Origin of the sequence: Serinicoccus marinus DSM 15273 (genome assembly GCF_008386315.1) — a bacterium.
GTDB classification, from domain to species: domain Bacteria; phylum Actinomycetota; class Actinomycetes; order Actinomycetales; family Dermatophilaceae; genus Ornithinicoccus; species Ornithinicoccus marinus.
The window spans coordinates 1448330-1462058 of the sequence record NZ_CP043808.1 but is presented as its reverse complement, the minus strand read 5'-3'; the positions used below and the strand labels follow the sequence as shown (position 1 = coordinate 1462058).

12 protein-coding genes and 1 pseudogene are annotated in these 13729 nt (G+C 72.6%); 6 read left to right on the top strand and 7 right to left on the bottom strand.

Translation table 11 applies throughout. The features are described from left to right. Positions 1-23: 23 nt before the first annotated feature. Positions 24-926 carry a polyphosphate kinase 2 gene (ppk2, locus tag FU792_RS06780; protein WP_022923753.1) on the top strand — a complete coding sequence of 301 codons (903 nt, stop codon included), beginning with the start codon at positions 24-26 and terminating at the stop codon, positions 924-926. A gap of 9 nt (positions 927-935) precedes the next feature. On the opposite strand, the gene FU792_RS06775 is transcribed toward ppk2, so the two are convergent. Next, complete coding sequence (locus FU792_RS06775) at positions 936-1256, bottom strand: putative quinol monooxygenase (RefSeq protein ID WP_022923752.1); 321 nt, start codon at positions 1254-1256, stop codon at positions 936-938. 14 nt (positions 1257-1270) lie between these two features. Here FU792_RS06775 and FU792_RS19175 point away from each other — a divergent pair. The 5 genes and pseudogenes from FU792_RS19175 to FU792_RS19485 all read left to right on the top strand — a co-directional run. Then, positions 1271-1471: pseudogene (locus FU792_RS19175) on the top strand (helix-turn-helix domain-containing protein); the annotation flags it as partial. Positions 1472-1683: 212 nt separating this feature from the next. After that, positions 1684-2100 (top strand): IclR family transcriptional regulator domain-containing protein, encoded by a 417-nt coding sequence (locus FU792_RS18460; protein ID WP_149814643.1) that lies wholly within the window; start codon positions 1684-1686, stop codon positions 2098-2100. An 84-nt stretch (positions 2101-2184) separates the two neighbouring features. Then, complete coding sequence (locus FU792_RS06760; protein ID WP_022923750.1) at positions 2185-2709, top strand: hypothetical protein; 525 nt, start codon at positions 2185-2187, stop codon at positions 2707-2709. Next, positions 2706-3830: a GMC family oxidoreductase gene (locus FU792_RS06755; protein ID WP_478013400.1), complete on the top strand. Its 1125-nt coding sequence runs from the start codon at positions 2706-2708 to the stop codon at positions 3828-3830. The genes FU792_RS06760 and FU792_RS06755 overlap by 4 nt, the downstream gene beginning before the upstream one ends. After that, on the top strand, positions 3749-4282 hold the full coding sequence (locus FU792_RS19485) for a GMC oxidoreductase (RefSeq protein WP_478013399.1): 534 nt from the start codon (positions 3749-3751) through the stop codon (positions 4280-4282). Before FU792_RS06755 ends, FU792_RS19485 begins: the two co-directional genes overlap by 82 nt. Before the next feature lie 18 nt (positions 4283-4300). Here FU792_RS19485 and FU792_RS06750 read toward each other — a convergent pair whose 3' ends face one another. The 6 genes from FU792_RS06750 to dut form a co-directional block, all read right to left on the bottom strand. After that, the gene (locus FU792_RS06750) at positions 4301-5524 is read right to left on the bottom strand and encodes a potassium/proton antiporter (protein ID WP_149814642.1); all 1224 of its coding nucleotides are present in this window, start codon (positions 5522-5524) and stop codon (positions 4301-4303) included. Positions 5525-5552: 28 nt separating this feature from the next. Continuing rightward, on the bottom strand, positions 5553-8381 hold the full coding sequence (gene acnA, locus FU792_RS06745; RefSeq protein ID WP_022923747.1) for an aconitate hydratase AcnA: 2829 nt from the start codon (positions 8379-8381) through the stop codon (positions 5553-5555). Positions 8382-8547: 166 nt separating this feature from the next. After that, complete coding sequence (locus FU792_RS06740) at positions 8548-10134, bottom strand: LLM class flavin-dependent oxidoreductase (protein WP_022923746.1); 1587 nt, start codon at positions 10132-10134, stop codon at positions 8548-8550. Positions 10135-10149: 15 nt separating this feature from the next. Next, on the bottom strand, positions 10150-11538 hold the full coding sequence (locus tag FU792_RS06735) for a class I SAM-dependent RNA methyltransferase (protein WP_022923745.1): 1389 nt from the start codon (positions 11536-11538) through the stop codon (positions 10150-10152). Between the two features lies 1 nt (position 11539). Continuing rightward, positions 11540-12280, bottom strand: a complete 741-nt coding sequence (locus FU792_RS06730; protein ID WP_022923744.1) for a DUF3159 domain-containing protein — start codon at positions 12278-12280, stop codon at positions 11540-11542. Beyond that, complete coding sequence (gene dut / locus FU792_RS18810) at positions 12277-13689, bottom strand: dUTP diphosphatase (RefSeq protein WP_161600216.1); 1413 nt, start codon at positions 13687-13689, stop codon at positions 12277-12279. The genes FU792_RS06730 and dut overlap by 4 nt, the downstream gene beginning before the upstream one ends. Positions 13690-13729 lie beyond the last annotated feature (40 nt).

Sequence of the window (13729 nt, the reverse complement as noted above, 5' to 3'; positions counted from 1 at the left end):
GCTCGTGCTGGCACGATGAGCAGATGTCCCCGCGCACAGATGCCAAGAAGACCGGTGGTTCCTCTGGCGGGCACGGGAAGGACACCGTGCCCCGGTTGAACAAGAAGGTCTACGAGGCCGAGCTGCTCCGGCTCCAGGAGCAGCTCGTCGAGATGCAGACCTGGATCAAGGAGACAGGCCACCGCCTCGTCGTCGTCTTCGAGGGACGCGACGCCGCCGGCAAGGGCGGGGCGATCAAACGGGTCACCGAGTACCTCTCCCCCCGCGACGCCCAGATCGTGGCCCTGCCGACCCCGACCGAGCGGCAGAAGACGCAATGGTATTTCCAGCGCTACGTCGAGCACCTGCCCGCCGCCGGGGAGATCCGGCTCTTCGACCGCTCGTGGTACAACCGCGGCGGGGTGGAGCGGGTCATGGGCTACTGCACCCCGGAGGAGCACCGGCGGTGGCTGCAGCAGACCCCGATCTTCGAGCGGATGCTCATGGACGACGGGATCCTGCTGCGCAAGTACTGGTTCTCAGTCTCCGACGACGAGCAGGAGCGCCGCTTCCGGTCCCGGATGGAGGACCCCATGCGGCGCTGGAAGCTCTCCCCCACCGACCTGGAGTCGCTGACCCGGTGGGAGGACTACAGCCGGGCCAAGGACGAGATGTTCGTCCACACCGACATCCCCGAGGCCCGGTGGAACGTCGTGCCGTCGGACGACAAGCGCTCGGCACGCATCAACATGATCGCCCACCTGCTCTCGACGATCCCCTACGAGCAGGTCGAGCAGGCCGAGCTGACCATGCCGGAGCGTCCGGACTCGACCGGCTACCAGCGCACCGACCGACGCCTGCAGCTGCCGGTCCCCGACCACGCCGCCGCCGTCGGGGAGGCGGCCGGCAAGCCCGTGGAGCGCCGCTCCCAGCAGGACCTCAGCTAGCCGGCACTCTCAGTCGATCTGCAGCTCGCCCATCGGCTCCCAGCCCTCACCCTCGACCTGCCGGGAGATGATCTGCGGAGTGCCGGTGAGATGCGGGCGCATCGCCTCGATGCCCTCGGTGAAGTGCGGGCTCTCGACGTGCTTGGCCGCGCCCTCGTCGGTGAACGCCTCGACGAGGACGTACTGCAGCGGGTCCTCCAGGCTCCGGGACCACTCGAAGGAGATGTTGCCCTCCTCGCTGCGGCAGCCGGCGGTGTAGTCGGCGACGATCTCGGACCAGCGCTCGGCGGACTCGGGCTTGACGGGGAACTTGACCACGATGAAGTACATGGCCCGATCGTGGGGTGCCCCGCGCCGGACGTCAAGCGCGGTTGCCCCATGATGGGGGCGTGAGCACGACATCCGCCGGTGCGCGCACCGTGGAGCGCACCTTCGCCCTGCTGGAGCTCGTCGCGGACCGGGGCGGCGCCACCGCGCGGGAGCTCGCCGACGAGCTCGGCCTGCCGCTGTCCACGGTCTACCGGCTGGCCGCGGACCTCGTGGCGAGGGACTACCTGCTCCACCTGCGCCACGAGGGCCGCTTCGAGCTCGGCTTCAAGCCGCACCGCCTGGGGCTGGCGCTGCACCGGCAGATCGGGCTGTCCGCCCAGGTGCGGCAGCGGATCGTCGACCTGCACCGCGCGACCGGCTGCGCGGCATACCTGGCAATCCGCAGGGGCGCCACGCTGGCGCTGGTCTTCGTCGCCGACTCTCCTGAGTGCCCTCGGCTGGAACCGATGACCTTCGGCTTCCACCAGGCGCCGCACGCGACCGCCTTCGGCAAGATCCTGCTCGCCGACCTGGACGACACCGAGCGGCAGGTGGAGCTCGCCGCCACGGGCTGCCCGCCCTCACCCCGCGCACCATCACCGACGCCGGGGTGCTCGAGGCCCACCTGGCGCGGGTCACTCGTCGCGGCGTCGCCTGGGAGTTCGAGGAGTTCCTGCCCGGCAGCAGCTGCGCCGCGGTGGCGGTGCGCCGGCCGGACGGCGGCCTGCTCGGCTGCGTGGCCGTCTCCGCGGGTGCCGCGCGCTTCGACGGACCGGACCTGCGCATCGAGCACCGGCTGCGGGTGGCGGCCGGTGACGTCGCCGCGTACTTCCGCCGCGTCGACCCCGACGTTCTCACGCACTGAGAACAACCGTGGCGGGCTCCGCCGGACGCGCCTAGCGTGGGCGACACGTCGCACGACGCGGTGCGACGGGGACGAGGAGGCTCCATGGCGGACAAGGACTCAGCGACGATCAAGCGGGACACCAGCTCCGCGCTCCGGGGCGGCCCGGCCACGCTCACCTCACGTCAACGCCAGATCCTGGTGCGCGTGCTCCGGCTGGCCTACCCGCACGACAGCTTCCCCGACGGCCCGTACGAGCGCACCGCGGACGCCGTGGTCGAGGCGACCGCCGACGACCGGCGTCTGGCCGCCACCCTGGGTCCCGACCTGGACATGCTCGACACGATCAGCGACGGCGACTTCCTCGGGGCCTCCGACGAGACGGCGACGCTGCTGCTGCGGGAGTACGCCGACGAGCCCTACTTCCGACAGATCCGCGGGGTGGCGGTGGTCGCGCTGTACGACGACCGCGAGGTGTGGGAGCTGCTCGGCTACGAGGGGCCGAGCTTCGACCAGGGCGGCTACCTGACCCGGGGTTTCGACGACCTGGACTGGCTGCCCGAGCCGCGGATCACCGAGTACGACGGTGAGCCCCGAACCGAACTGCGCGACGTGGAGGAGCAGCGATGAGCACGCACGGAAACCCCATCCCGCTGGACGAGCCGGTCGTCGTCGTCATCGGCTCGGGGGCCGGCGGTGGCACCGTCGCCCACGACCTGGCGACCGAGGGGGTCAAGGTCGTCCTCCTCGAGGCCGGTCCCTACCTGACCGCGGACGACTACACCAACGACGAGTGGCCCGCCTTCAACCAGATGGCCTGGCTGGACATGCGCACGACCTCCGGCTCCTACCGCGTCGCGCGGGACTTCCCCAACCTGCCGGCGTGGATCGTCAAGGCCGTCGGCGGGACCACCACGCACTGGGCCGGGGCGACGCCGCGGTTCATGGCGCACGAGTTCGCCGCCCGCAGCACCTACGGCGAGGTGGAGGGCGCGAACCTGCTGGACTGGCCGGTCACGCTCGAGGAGATGGAGCCGTGGTACGACCGGGCCGAGAAGGCGATGGGCTCCTCGCACCGGCACGGGCGGCCGCCGATGCCGGCGAACAACAACTACAAGGTCTTCGCGAACGGTGCCGAGCGCGCCGGTTACAAGTACTACGCCACCGGTCCCTACGCCACCAACGCCGAGCCCTACGACGGCCGCCCCGCCACCGTGCAGGACGGGTTCAACTTCCAGGGGGACAAGTCCGGCGCCAAGTGGTCCACGCTCGTCCGGGAGATCCCGCGGGCCCTGGAGTCCGGGAACGCCGAGCTGCGCCCGCTCTGCCAGGCGGTGCGGATCACCCACGGCTCCGACGGACGGGCCGACGCGGTGGAGTATCTCGACGCCGACGGCAACCTGCACCGGCAGGCGGCGCGCGCCGTGTGCGTCGCCGGCAACTCCATCGAGACGCCGAGACTGCTGCTCATGAGCGACTCGCCCTCGCACCCGGACGGGCTGGCCAACTCCTCCGGTCAGGTCGGCCGCAACTACATGCGGCACCTGACCGGGTCCGCCTACGCACGCTTCGAGCAGCCGGTGCGGATGTACCGCGGCGAGACGATGGCCGGCATCATCGCCGACGAGGCGGTCCACGACCCGTCCGCGGGTTCGTCGGCGGCTACTACATGGAGACCCTGTCACTGGGTCCGGCCTTCCTGGCCACCTTCGTCGAGCCGGGCAGCTGGGGCCGCGAGTTCACCCGGCTGATGGACGCCTACGCCAACACCGCCGGTATGTGGCTGCTCGGCGAGGACATGCCGCAGGAGTCGAACCGGGTCACCCTCGACCCCGACGTCAAGGACCAGTGGGGACTGCCCGCCCCGCACGTCCACTTCGAGGACCACCCGAACGACATCGCGATGCGGCGACACGCCTACCGTTCCGCGGACACCGTCTACCGGGCCGCGGGTGCGGTCGGGGTACACCACACCCCGCCCTACCCGGCGACGCACAACCTCGGGACCTGCCGGATGACCTCGGACCCTGCCGATGGACCGCTCAACGGGTGGGGCCAGGCGCACGACGTGCCCAACCTCTTCGTCGCGGACGGATCGGTGATGACCACCGGTGGCGCCGCGAACCCGACCCTGACCATCGTCGCCCTCGCCATGCGACAGGCCGACCGCATCCGGGAGCTGCTGCGCACCGGCGACCTGTGAGGGGCCGTGAGACCAGGCTCAGGTCGGTGGGCCTGCCGGTTCCTCGATGCCGAGCCGTCGCCCGACGGGGCCGAGGGTGAATCCCTGGACCAGCACCGAGACGACCACGAGGAAGAAGACGACGCCGAAGACGTCCTCGGCCTGGGCCAGCCCGGCGGTCGCCGGGAAGGTGGCCAGCACGACCGGCACGGCGCCACGAAGCCCGGCCCAGGAGACGTAGGCGCTCTCGCCCGCCGAGAACCCGCTGGGGAGCAGGCACAGGAAGACGCTCACCGGTCTCGCGAGGAACATGAGGATGAGCGCCAGCACGATGCCCACCGGAGCGACCCCGACCAGCTCGGAGGGGAAGACCAGCAGCCCCATGGTGATGAACATCGCGATCTGCGCAATCCACGCCAGGGCGTCACTGACCTGGATGATGAGGCGGCGGTGCGAGCGCACCCGGTTGCCGAGCACGAGACCGCACAGGTAGACGGCCAGGAAGCCGTTTCCCTCGATCGCCTGAGCGGTGCCGTAGGTCGTCAACGCCACCCCGAGGCACAGCACCGGGTAGAGGCCGGGGATGGACAGTCGCAGCGCGTCGGCCCCCAGCGCCGCGACGGCCCCCAGCAGCAGGCCGAACACGGCGCCCACGACGATGCCCAGCAGCACGCCCGCCAGCGCCGTGCCGAGGCTGGCCTCGCCACGGGTGAGGATGCCGATCAGGGTCACCGTGAGGATGACCGCCATGGGGTCGTTGGTCCAGGACTCGAGCTCGAGCAGCGACCGCAGCCGTCGGCGGGGCGCAGGGCTGCCGGACCGGAAGAGACCGAAGATGGCCGCCGCGTCGGTGGAGGACACGATCGCGCCGATGAGCAGCCCCTCGGTCCAGCTGATGCCGTCGCCGCCCAGGCGCAGGTCGGTGTAGGACCCGAGCAACCACCAGGCGGCGGTGCCGAGGATGAGCGTGCTCACGAGCACGCCACCCGTCGCGAGCAGCAGGCCCGGTCCGACGACCGAGCGCACCGAGGACCACGCGGTGTCCAGGCCGCCGGCGAAGAGGATGACGACCAAGCAGACCGTGCCGACGCTCTGCGCCAGCCCCGGCGAGTCGAAGGCGATGCCGCCCGGCCCCTCCGACCCGGCCGCCATGCCCAGCCCGAGGAAGAGCAGCAGGACCGGCATCCGGAGCCGCTCCGACAGCCGCACCGACAGCACGGCCAGGATGAGCAGCACCCCGGCGGCGAGCACCGTCAGATCCATGATCCCGGTGCCCGCCGCGCCAGTGGCCTCAGACGGTCGCCAGGGACCGCAGGACGTACTGCAGGATGCCGTCGTTGCGGTAGTAGTCCGCCTCGCCGGGGGTGTCGATGCGCACGACCGCGTCGAACTCCACGGGCTCGCCGCCGTCCTTGGTGGCGGTGACCTTCACCGTCTTCGGCGTCGAGCCCTCGTTGAGCCCGGTCACCCCGGAGATGTCGAAGGTCTCGGTGCCGTCCAGGCCCAGGCTCTCGGCGTTCTGCCCCTCCGGGTACTGCAGCGGGAGGACACCCATACCGATGAGGTTGGAGCGGTGGATCCGCTCGTAGGACTCGGCGATGACCGCCTTGACGCCCAGGAGCCGGGTGCCCTTCGCCGCCCAGTCGCGGGAGGAGCCGGAGCCGTACTCCTTGCCGGCGAGCACGACGAGCGGGGTGCCGGCCTCGGCATACGCCTGCGCGGCGTCGTAGATCGAGGTCTGCTCGCCGTCGTTCGTGAAGTCGCGGGTGAAGCCGCCCTCGACACCGTCGAGCAGCTGGTTGCGCAGCCGGATGTTGGCGAAGGTGCCGCGGATCATGACCTCGTGGTTGCCGCGGCGCGAGCCGTAGGAGTTGAAGTCCTTGCGCTCGATGCCGTGCTCGGAGAGGTACTTGCCGGCGGGGCTGTCCGCCTTGATCGAGCCCGCGGGGCTGATGTGGTCGGTGGTGACCGAGTCGCCCAGCAGCGCCAGGACGCGAGCGCCGGAGATGTCCTCCACGGCCTCGGGCTCGGCGCCCATACCCTCGAAGTACGGGGGCTTGCGGACGTAGGTCGACTCGCCGGCCCACTCGAAGGTGTTGCCGTCCGGGGTGTCCAGGCTCTGCCAGCGCTCGTCGCCGGCGAAGACGTCGCTGTAGTCCTCGGTGAACATGTCGCGGCTGATCGAGGAGGCGATGGTCGCCTCGACGTCCTCCGGCGCGGGCCAGATGTCCTGGAGGAAGACGTCGTTGCCGTCCGTGTCCTGCCCCAGCGGTTCGGACGCGAAGTCGAAGTCCATGGTCCCGGCGAGCGCGTAGGCGATGACCAGCGGCGGGGACGCCAGGTAGTTCATCTTGACATCCGGGTTGATCCGGCCCTCGAAGTTCCGGTTGCCCGAGAGCACCGAGGTGACCGCGAGGTCGTTGTCGTTGATCGCCTGGCTGATCTCCTCGACGAGCGGGCCGGAGTTGCCGATGCAGGTGGTGCAGCCGTAGCCGACGAGGTGGAAGCCGAGCTCCTCGAGGTAGGGCCACATGCCGGCCTTGTCGAAGTAGCCGGTGACGACCTTGGACCCCGGGGCCATCGACGTCTTGACCCACGGGGCGACGGTCAGCCCCTTGTCGACGGCGTTCTTGGCCAGCATCGCCGCCGCCATCATCACCGAGGGGTTGGACGTGTTGGTGCACGAGGTGATCGACGCGATCGCCACGATGCCGTGGTCGATCTCGAAGGTCTCCCCGTCCATCGTCACCTGGACCGGCTTGGAGGCGCGCCGGGTGCCGCCGTCCTTGGGGCGGCCGGAGCGGACCGGCCGGGCCGCCTCGGTGTCGGCGTCGCTGGCGTCGTGGGAGGGGGCGTCCGAGGCGGGGAAGGTGTCCTCCAGCTCGTGGTCGACCCCGGTGAGCTGCGTCTGCTCGGCGTAGTTCTCCAGGTCGGAGCAGAACTGCTCCTTGGCCCGGGACACCTCGATCCGGTCCTGCGGGCGCTTGGGCCCGGCGATGGAGGGCACGACGTTCGACAGGTCGAGCTCGAGGTACTCGCTGTAGCGGGCCTCGGCATTGCCGGTCGGCTCGAGCCACATCCCCTGCTCCTTGGCGTAGGCCTCCACCAGCGCGACCTGGTCGTCCGGGCGGCCGGTGAGTCGCAGGTAGTTCAGCGTCACCTCATCGATCGGGAAGATCGCACAGGTGGAGCCGAACTCCGGGCTCATGTTGCCGATCGTGGCACGGTTGGCCAGCGGGACCTGGGCCACGCCGTCGCCGTAGAACTCGACGAACTTGCCGACCACCCCGTGCTCACGCAGCTGCTCGGTGATGGTGAGGACGACGTCGGTGGCGGTCGCGCCGGGCGGGACGGCGCCGGTGAGCTTGAAGCCGACGACGCGCGGGATGAGCATGGAGACGGGCTGGCCGAGCATGGCCGCCTCGGCCTCGATGCCGCCCACGCCCCAGCCCAGGACGCCGAGCCCGTTGACCATGGTCGTGTGGCTGTCGGTGCCCACGCAGGTGTCGGGGTATGCCTGCAGCGCGCCGTCGGCGCCCGACTCACGGGTCATGACGGTGCGCGCCAGGTGCTCGATGTTGACCTGGTGGACGATGCCGGTGCCCGGGGGCACGACCTTGAAGTCCTCGAAGGCGGTCTGGCCCCAGCGCAGGAACTGGTAGCGCTCCTCGTTGCGCTCGTACTCGATCGCGACGTTGCGCTCGAAGGCGTCGGGGCGGCCGAAGACGTCGATGATGACGGAGTGGTCGATGACCAGCTCGGCCGGCGCCAGCGGGTTGATCTTGGTGGGGTCGCCGCCGAGGTCGCCCATCGCCTCACGCATGGTGGCGAGGTCGACGATGCACGGCACACCGGTGAAGTCCTGCATGATGACGCGGGCCGGGGTGAACTGGATCTCGGTGTCGGGCTCGGCGTCGGCGTCCCAGCCGGCGAGCGCGGTGATGTGGTCGGCGGTGATGTTGGCGCCGTCCTCGGTGCGCAGCAGGTTCTCCAGCAGCACCTTGAGCGAGTACGGGAGCGTGTCGGCACCCTCCAGCCCACCGATCCGGAAGATCTCGTAACTGGCGTCCCCCACCTCCAGCGTGCCCTGGGCATCGAAGCTGTTCGGATTGGTGCTCAACGTGGGTCGCTCCTTCGCTCACTGGCTATTTATCTTGACATCAAGATATCTCACCCAGGGTGCCTGCCGCAACGCGCGGGCATACCCGGATGTCGCCCATCCTGCCGCACCCTGGCCCCGACGTCAGGTGAGGCTTGCCTGTGCCCTGCTGTCCGGTGCGGCCGGGTCAGCCCAGGCCGTGCCGCCCGAGCGGCCCGATGAGCTCGCGCTCCTCGTAGGCCAGGTGCGAGAGCAGGGTGTCGGTGAGCAGGTCCAGCGAGCGCTGCACCCCCTCCAGGACCTCCTCGCCCGCACGCCCGGTCCCGTCCTCGGCGACCAGCCGCACCAGCGCCTTGTCGAACTCGTCCAGCACCTCGTGGATGACGACGTGCTCGTCCTCGAGCCGGTCCAGCACCGGCGCGAGGTCGGGCTGGCGGTGCCGCAGGTGGGGGAAGACACTCCGGTCCTCCAGCGTGTGGTGCCCGGTGACGATCCGGCAGTAGGACTCGCAGTAGGCGCCCAGGGTCCAGTTGTTCTGCCGCATCGTCATCGTGTTGATCACCGAGCGCGCCGCGCCGACCGTGACGTGCCCGCGCCGCACCTGGTCGAGCACGTCGCGCACCTGCTCCAGCTCCGAGCGCAGGCCGTCGTGGATGTCGACGAGGTGCTGCGCCTGCTCGGGGTGCCGGCCGGGCTCCCCCGCCGGGGCGGAGGGACGTGCGCCCTCATCCCAGGGCATCGTGGGCGAGAGGCGTGTCCCGTCGTCCGGCGTCGCGGTGACGGTATGCCCCTGCCCGTGCTGCTCCTGGACGGCGCCGTCCGCGGTCCCCGGTCCCGCGTCGCGCGGAGCGGAGGTCGCTGGGACGCCTGTTGCCTCCGCCGGCTGCTGCGCCCGTCGCGCCCGCTCGGCGTCGACCAGCTCACGGGTCGCCGGGGCGACCTCGGCGGCGTAGCGGCGCACCACGTCCGGGTCGTCGGTCCCGAGGACGTAGCAGCTCATGCCGACGTCCAGGGTCAGCCCGGCGAGCTGCTCGGCCCAGTCCTGCGGACGGCCCCGGAGGAAGCCGCTCCCGGTGCCGAACGACCCGAAGACGTTGTAGATCCGGCGCACGGCGGCGGGCGGACGCCCCGCCTCCAGCGCCGCCTCGTCGACGCGCGCGGCGAGCTCCGGGAGGGCGGGCGGGTCGGCATACCCCATGCTCGGGACCCACCCGTCGGCGAGGCGTCCGGTGAGCCGCAGCATCCGCGGCTTGTAGGCCCCGAGCCAGATCGGGATGTCGTGGGCCGGGGCCGGGCCGGCGTGCAGACCCCGCGCCGTGTAGTGCTCTCCCTCGAAGCGCAGCGTGCCGCCGGCCCAGAAGGCCCTGATGAGCTCGACCGCCTCCGCCAGCGCGTCGACCGCCTCGCCCGGCGTGCGACGCGGACCGCCCGCGGCGACGATGGCGTCCCAGAAGGCGCCGGCCCCGAGCCCGAGCTCGACGCGCCCGTCGGTGAGCAGGTCGAGTGTGGCGGCGGCCTTGGCCAGCACGACCGGGGGCCGCAGCGGCAGGCTCGCGACGTTGGGGGCGAGCCGGACCGTCGTGGTCCGCGCGCCGAGCACGGAGAGCAACGTCCAGGTGTCGAGGAAGCCGTCCTGGTAGGGGTGGTCCTGCACCGAGACCACGTCGAGGCCCTCGACCTCGGCGAGGGCGACCAGCGAGAGCAGGTCGGGGATCCGGCGGGCGTCCGGCGTCGGGAAGATGCCGAACTCGAGCTGCTGGTCCAGGTCGGGCATGGTGCCTCTCATCGTTCAGCGCGGGTCGCCGGGGCGCAGCAGCGCCAGGCACTCCACGTGGTGGGTCATCGGGAAGGCGTCCAGCACCCGCAGCGCCTCCGGCTCCAGCCCGGCCTCGCGGGCGGTCGCGAGGTCGCGGGCCAGCGCCGCCGGGTCGCAGGCGACGTGGACGACCGCGCGGGGACGCAGCGCGGCGAGGGCACGGACGACGTCGCCGCCGGCGCCGCTGCGCGGTGGGTCGAGGACGACGAGGTCCACCCGCTCCCCGTCGGCCACCAGCCGCTCCAGGGCGGCGGCGGTCGGCTCGGCGACCGCCCGCGCCCAGGGGTATGCCGACAGGTTGCCGCGCGCGGACCGCGTCGCTTCCTCGTCCGCCTCGACGGCGAGCACGCGGCCCTCCGGGCCGACCGCGTCGGCGAGGGGCGCGGCGAAGAGCCCGACGCCGGCATACAGGTCCAGGGCGCTCTCCCCCGGCTGCGGGTCGAGCCAGGCCAGGACCTGCTCGGTGAAGGTGGCGGCGGCCCCGGGGTGCACCTGCCAGAACCCGCGGGCGGAGACGGTGAAGTCGCGCTCGCCGACCCGCTCGATCACCTGGGGGACCGCACCCACCGGCACCGGGGGTCGGCGGGCCGCCCGCCGACCCGTGCCCTGGCGGCGGCCCCGGGAACGGTGGCCGCCGGAGGGCGCCGCGAGGGGGACGACGACCGGCTCGCCCACCGCCGGGGCGACGACGTCCAGGGCGGTGACCACGTCCGCGGCCCGGGACCGCCCGGTCGTGCCGGGGACGAGCTCCTGCGCGGCGGCGAAGACCCCGGTGCCGACCACGCCGGGTGCGGCGATGCGGCAGTCGTCGACGTCGACCACCTCGTGCGAGCGGTGCGCCCGCAGGCCGGAGACGGGCGGGAGCCCGGGCACCTGTCGCAGCGCCACCTCGACCCGGGTGCGCCACCGCAGGCCGTGGTCGTCACCGGGGACCGGGTCGCAGACCAGCTCCGCTCCCCCGCCGAGGCGGCGGACCTCCTCCGGCCCCAGGCCACCGACCCGCAGCAGCTGCTCGGTGACGACCTCCGCCTTGAGCGCGCGCTGCGCCGCGAGGTCGGCGTGCTGCCAGTCGCACCCGCCGCAGCGTCCCGGGCCGGAGAAGGGGCACGGGGGCTCGACCCGGTCCGGCGAGGCACGGTGGACCGTGACGGCGTCGGCGCGCAGGAAGCGGCCGCCGCTGCCGACGCCGGTCACGCGCGCCCGCACCTGCTCCCCCGGCAGGGCGTGCCGGACGAAGACGACGAGGCCGTCGTCGGTGTCCCCGACCCTGGCCACGCAGTGGCCGCCGTGCGCCACCGGGCCGACGAGGAGGTCCAACTCGTCGCCGACCGCCGGGACCGCGGCCGCGTCGGTGCCCGGCACCTCAGCGACCCTGCGTCGGGTCGATCGCGGCCGTCCCGCTCGCGTCGTCCTGGGGCTGGGCGGGGGTGCGTCCGGTCGCGAGCATCCAGCCCATGACCACCACGGCCAGCAGGTAGGCCGGCCAGCTCAGCACGATCTTGGTCACGCCCAGCCAGGCGACCTGCTCGGCGAGGTAGAGCGGCAGCATGATCGCGACGCGCAGCGCGAAGAGCGCGACGAGCACCCAGGTGAGACGGGCGCAGACCGCGACCAGGCCGGGGTCGCGGCGCCAGGCGGTGGGTCGCTCGGCGAAGTCGGGGTCGCCGAGGGCGACGATGAAGCCCAGCAGGGGCCAGCGCGTCAGGATCGACACCAGGGCGGCCACCCCGTAGAGCCCGCTCACCAGGATCCCGGGGAGGAAGGCGTCCTGGGCCTCGCCGGAGCGCAGCGCGAAGAAGGCGGCGATGCCGGTCGCGAAGATCGCCGAGCCGAGGAAGCGCCACGAGCCGCCGACGAACCCGCGGATCACCGTGAGCACGACCAGCAGCGCCGCCGCGGCCACCACGGCCGGACGGACGGCATCGGTGACGAGCCAGGTGGTCACGAAGGCGACCGTCGGCAGCGCCGTCTCCAGCGAGCCGTACCACCCGCCGAGGGCCTCGCTGATCCGCCGGCGGATGACCTGCTCGACGGTCTCCTGCGCCGAGCCGGTGGACCCGACGGACCCTGCCGCGGGCTCCTGCCCCGGCCCGTGGTCGGTCATGTGAAGTCGGGGTTGCGCGGGGCCTTCGGCGCGTCGGTGGGTGCCGGCTCCGGCGCGGAGGCCGCTGCCCCGCCCGAGGTGTCCGCCGCGTCCCCGGTTGACAGCCCGACACCCGCGACCGCCGTGGCGTCGCTCGAGCCGCTCGCGGAGGGTGCCTTGCGGACGGCCTCGGCCGCCGCGGCGCGCCGGGCCTGCTCCTGCTGCTCGCGCCGCGCCTCCGCCTCCTTGGCGACGGCCTCCGCGAAGCCCTGGGGCGGGGTCAAGGTGAGGACCTCGCGCGGCGGGCGGGGCTCGTCGCCACGGGTCACCACGATGCGCCGGACGAAGGACAGGATGCCGCGGACCTGGTGGTCGTCGGTCGCGGCCGGGCCGCCGATCACGACGCGGAGGAACCACCGGGGTCCGTCCACGCCGACGAAGCGGGCCGGCTGGTAGGCGACGCGCCCGTCCGGGGCGCGGCCGGGCATACGAGCCCGCAGCTCCTTGCCCATGCGTCCGTCGACGACCTCGGCCGCTCCCCCGGAGTCGACCAGGCCGCGCGCGATCTCAGTCCGCAGCTCCTCCCAGATGCCCTCGGTGCGGGGCGCCGCGAAGACCTGCACCTGCGCCTGCGAGGCGCCGAACCCGAGGGTGGCGCCGATGACGCGCCCGGAGCTCTGCTCGATGTCGAGGCGCAGCTGCATCCCCTTGACCGACGGGATCCGCAGGGCACCGAGGTCGATGCCGCCGTCCACCTCCGGCCACTCGGTGATGTCGTAGGGCCCGTCCTCGGCGCGCACCCAGTCCCGGTCGACCCCCGGCTCCCCCTCGGCGGGCTCGGGCCGGACGGCGACGGTGTCCTCCTCGTCGAGGAGGAGCTCGTCGTCGCTGAGCTGCTTGGTCTTGCGTCGGCCGAAGAGTGCCACGGGTGGCTCAGTCCTTCCGCTGGGTCGGTCCGGCGGTCGCCGGGAGGGGGTGGAGCGGCCGGTATGCCCGTGGCCGCCGGCGCCGCGCGCCGACTCGCCCAGGTCCTCGACCTCGGTGAAGACGGGACGGGCCACCTGCTGGACGACGAGCTGGGCGACACGGTCGCCGCGCTGCACGTCCACCGGCGTCCGCCGGTCGGTGTTGAGCAGGTTGACGAAGATCTCGCCGCGGTAGCCGGAGTCGACCGTGCCGGGAGCGTTGACGATCGTCAGGCCGTGCCGGGCCGCGAGCCCGGAGCGGGGGTGGACGAAAGCGGCATACCCCTCGGGGACGGCGAGCGCCACGCCGGTGCCCACGAGCACGCGCTCCCCCGGCGCGATGCTGACGTCCTCCCGCGCATGCAGGTCGACCCCGGCGTCGCCGGGTCGCGCCCGGGTGGGCACGGGCAGGCCGCGGTCCAGCCGTCGCAGCGCGACGGGGACGGTCTGCGGCTCGGGGGGCATGGTCATCGAGGGTAGCCGCCCGCCGGGCGGGGACGGCCGG

Excerpts from the sequence above, each read along its gene's own strand:
- ppk2 (WP_022923753.1), top strand. The coding sequence starts at position 24 with ATGTCCCCGCGCACAGATGCCAAGAAGACCGGTGGTTCCTCTGGCGGG.
- FU792_RS06775 (WP_022923752.1), bottom strand. The coding sequence starts at position 1,256 with ATGTACTTCATCGTGGTCAAGTTCCCCGTCAAGCCCGAGTCCGCCGAG.
- FU792_RS06760 (WP_022923750.1), top strand. The coding sequence starts at position 2,185 with ATGGCGGACAAGGACTCAGCGACGATCAAGCGGGACACCAGCTCCGCG.
- FU792_RS06755 (WP_478013400.1), top strand. The coding sequence starts at position 2,706 with ATGAGCACGCACGGAAACCCCATCCCGCTGGACGAGCCGGTCGTCGTC.
- FU792_RS19485 (WP_478013399.1), top strand. The coding sequence starts at position 3,749 with ATGGAGACCCTGTCACTGGGTCCGGCCTTCCTGGCCACCTTCGTCGAG.
- FU792_RS06750 (WP_149814642.1), bottom strand. The coding sequence starts at position 5,524 with ATGGATCTGACGGTGCTCGCCGCCGGGGTGCTGCTCATCCTGGCCGTG.
- FU792_RS06740 (WP_022923746.1), bottom strand. The coding sequence starts at position 10,134 with ATGCCCGACCTGGACCAGCAGCTCGAGTTCGGCATCTTCCCGACGCCG.
- FU792_RS06730 (WP_022923744.1), bottom strand. The coding sequence starts at position 12,280 with ATGACCGACCACGGGCCGGGGCAGGAGCCCGCGGCAGGGTCCGTCGGG.
- dut (WP_161600216.1), bottom strand. The coding sequence starts at position 13,689 with ATGCCCCCCGAGCCGCAGACCGTCCCCGTCGCGCTGCGACGGCTGGAC.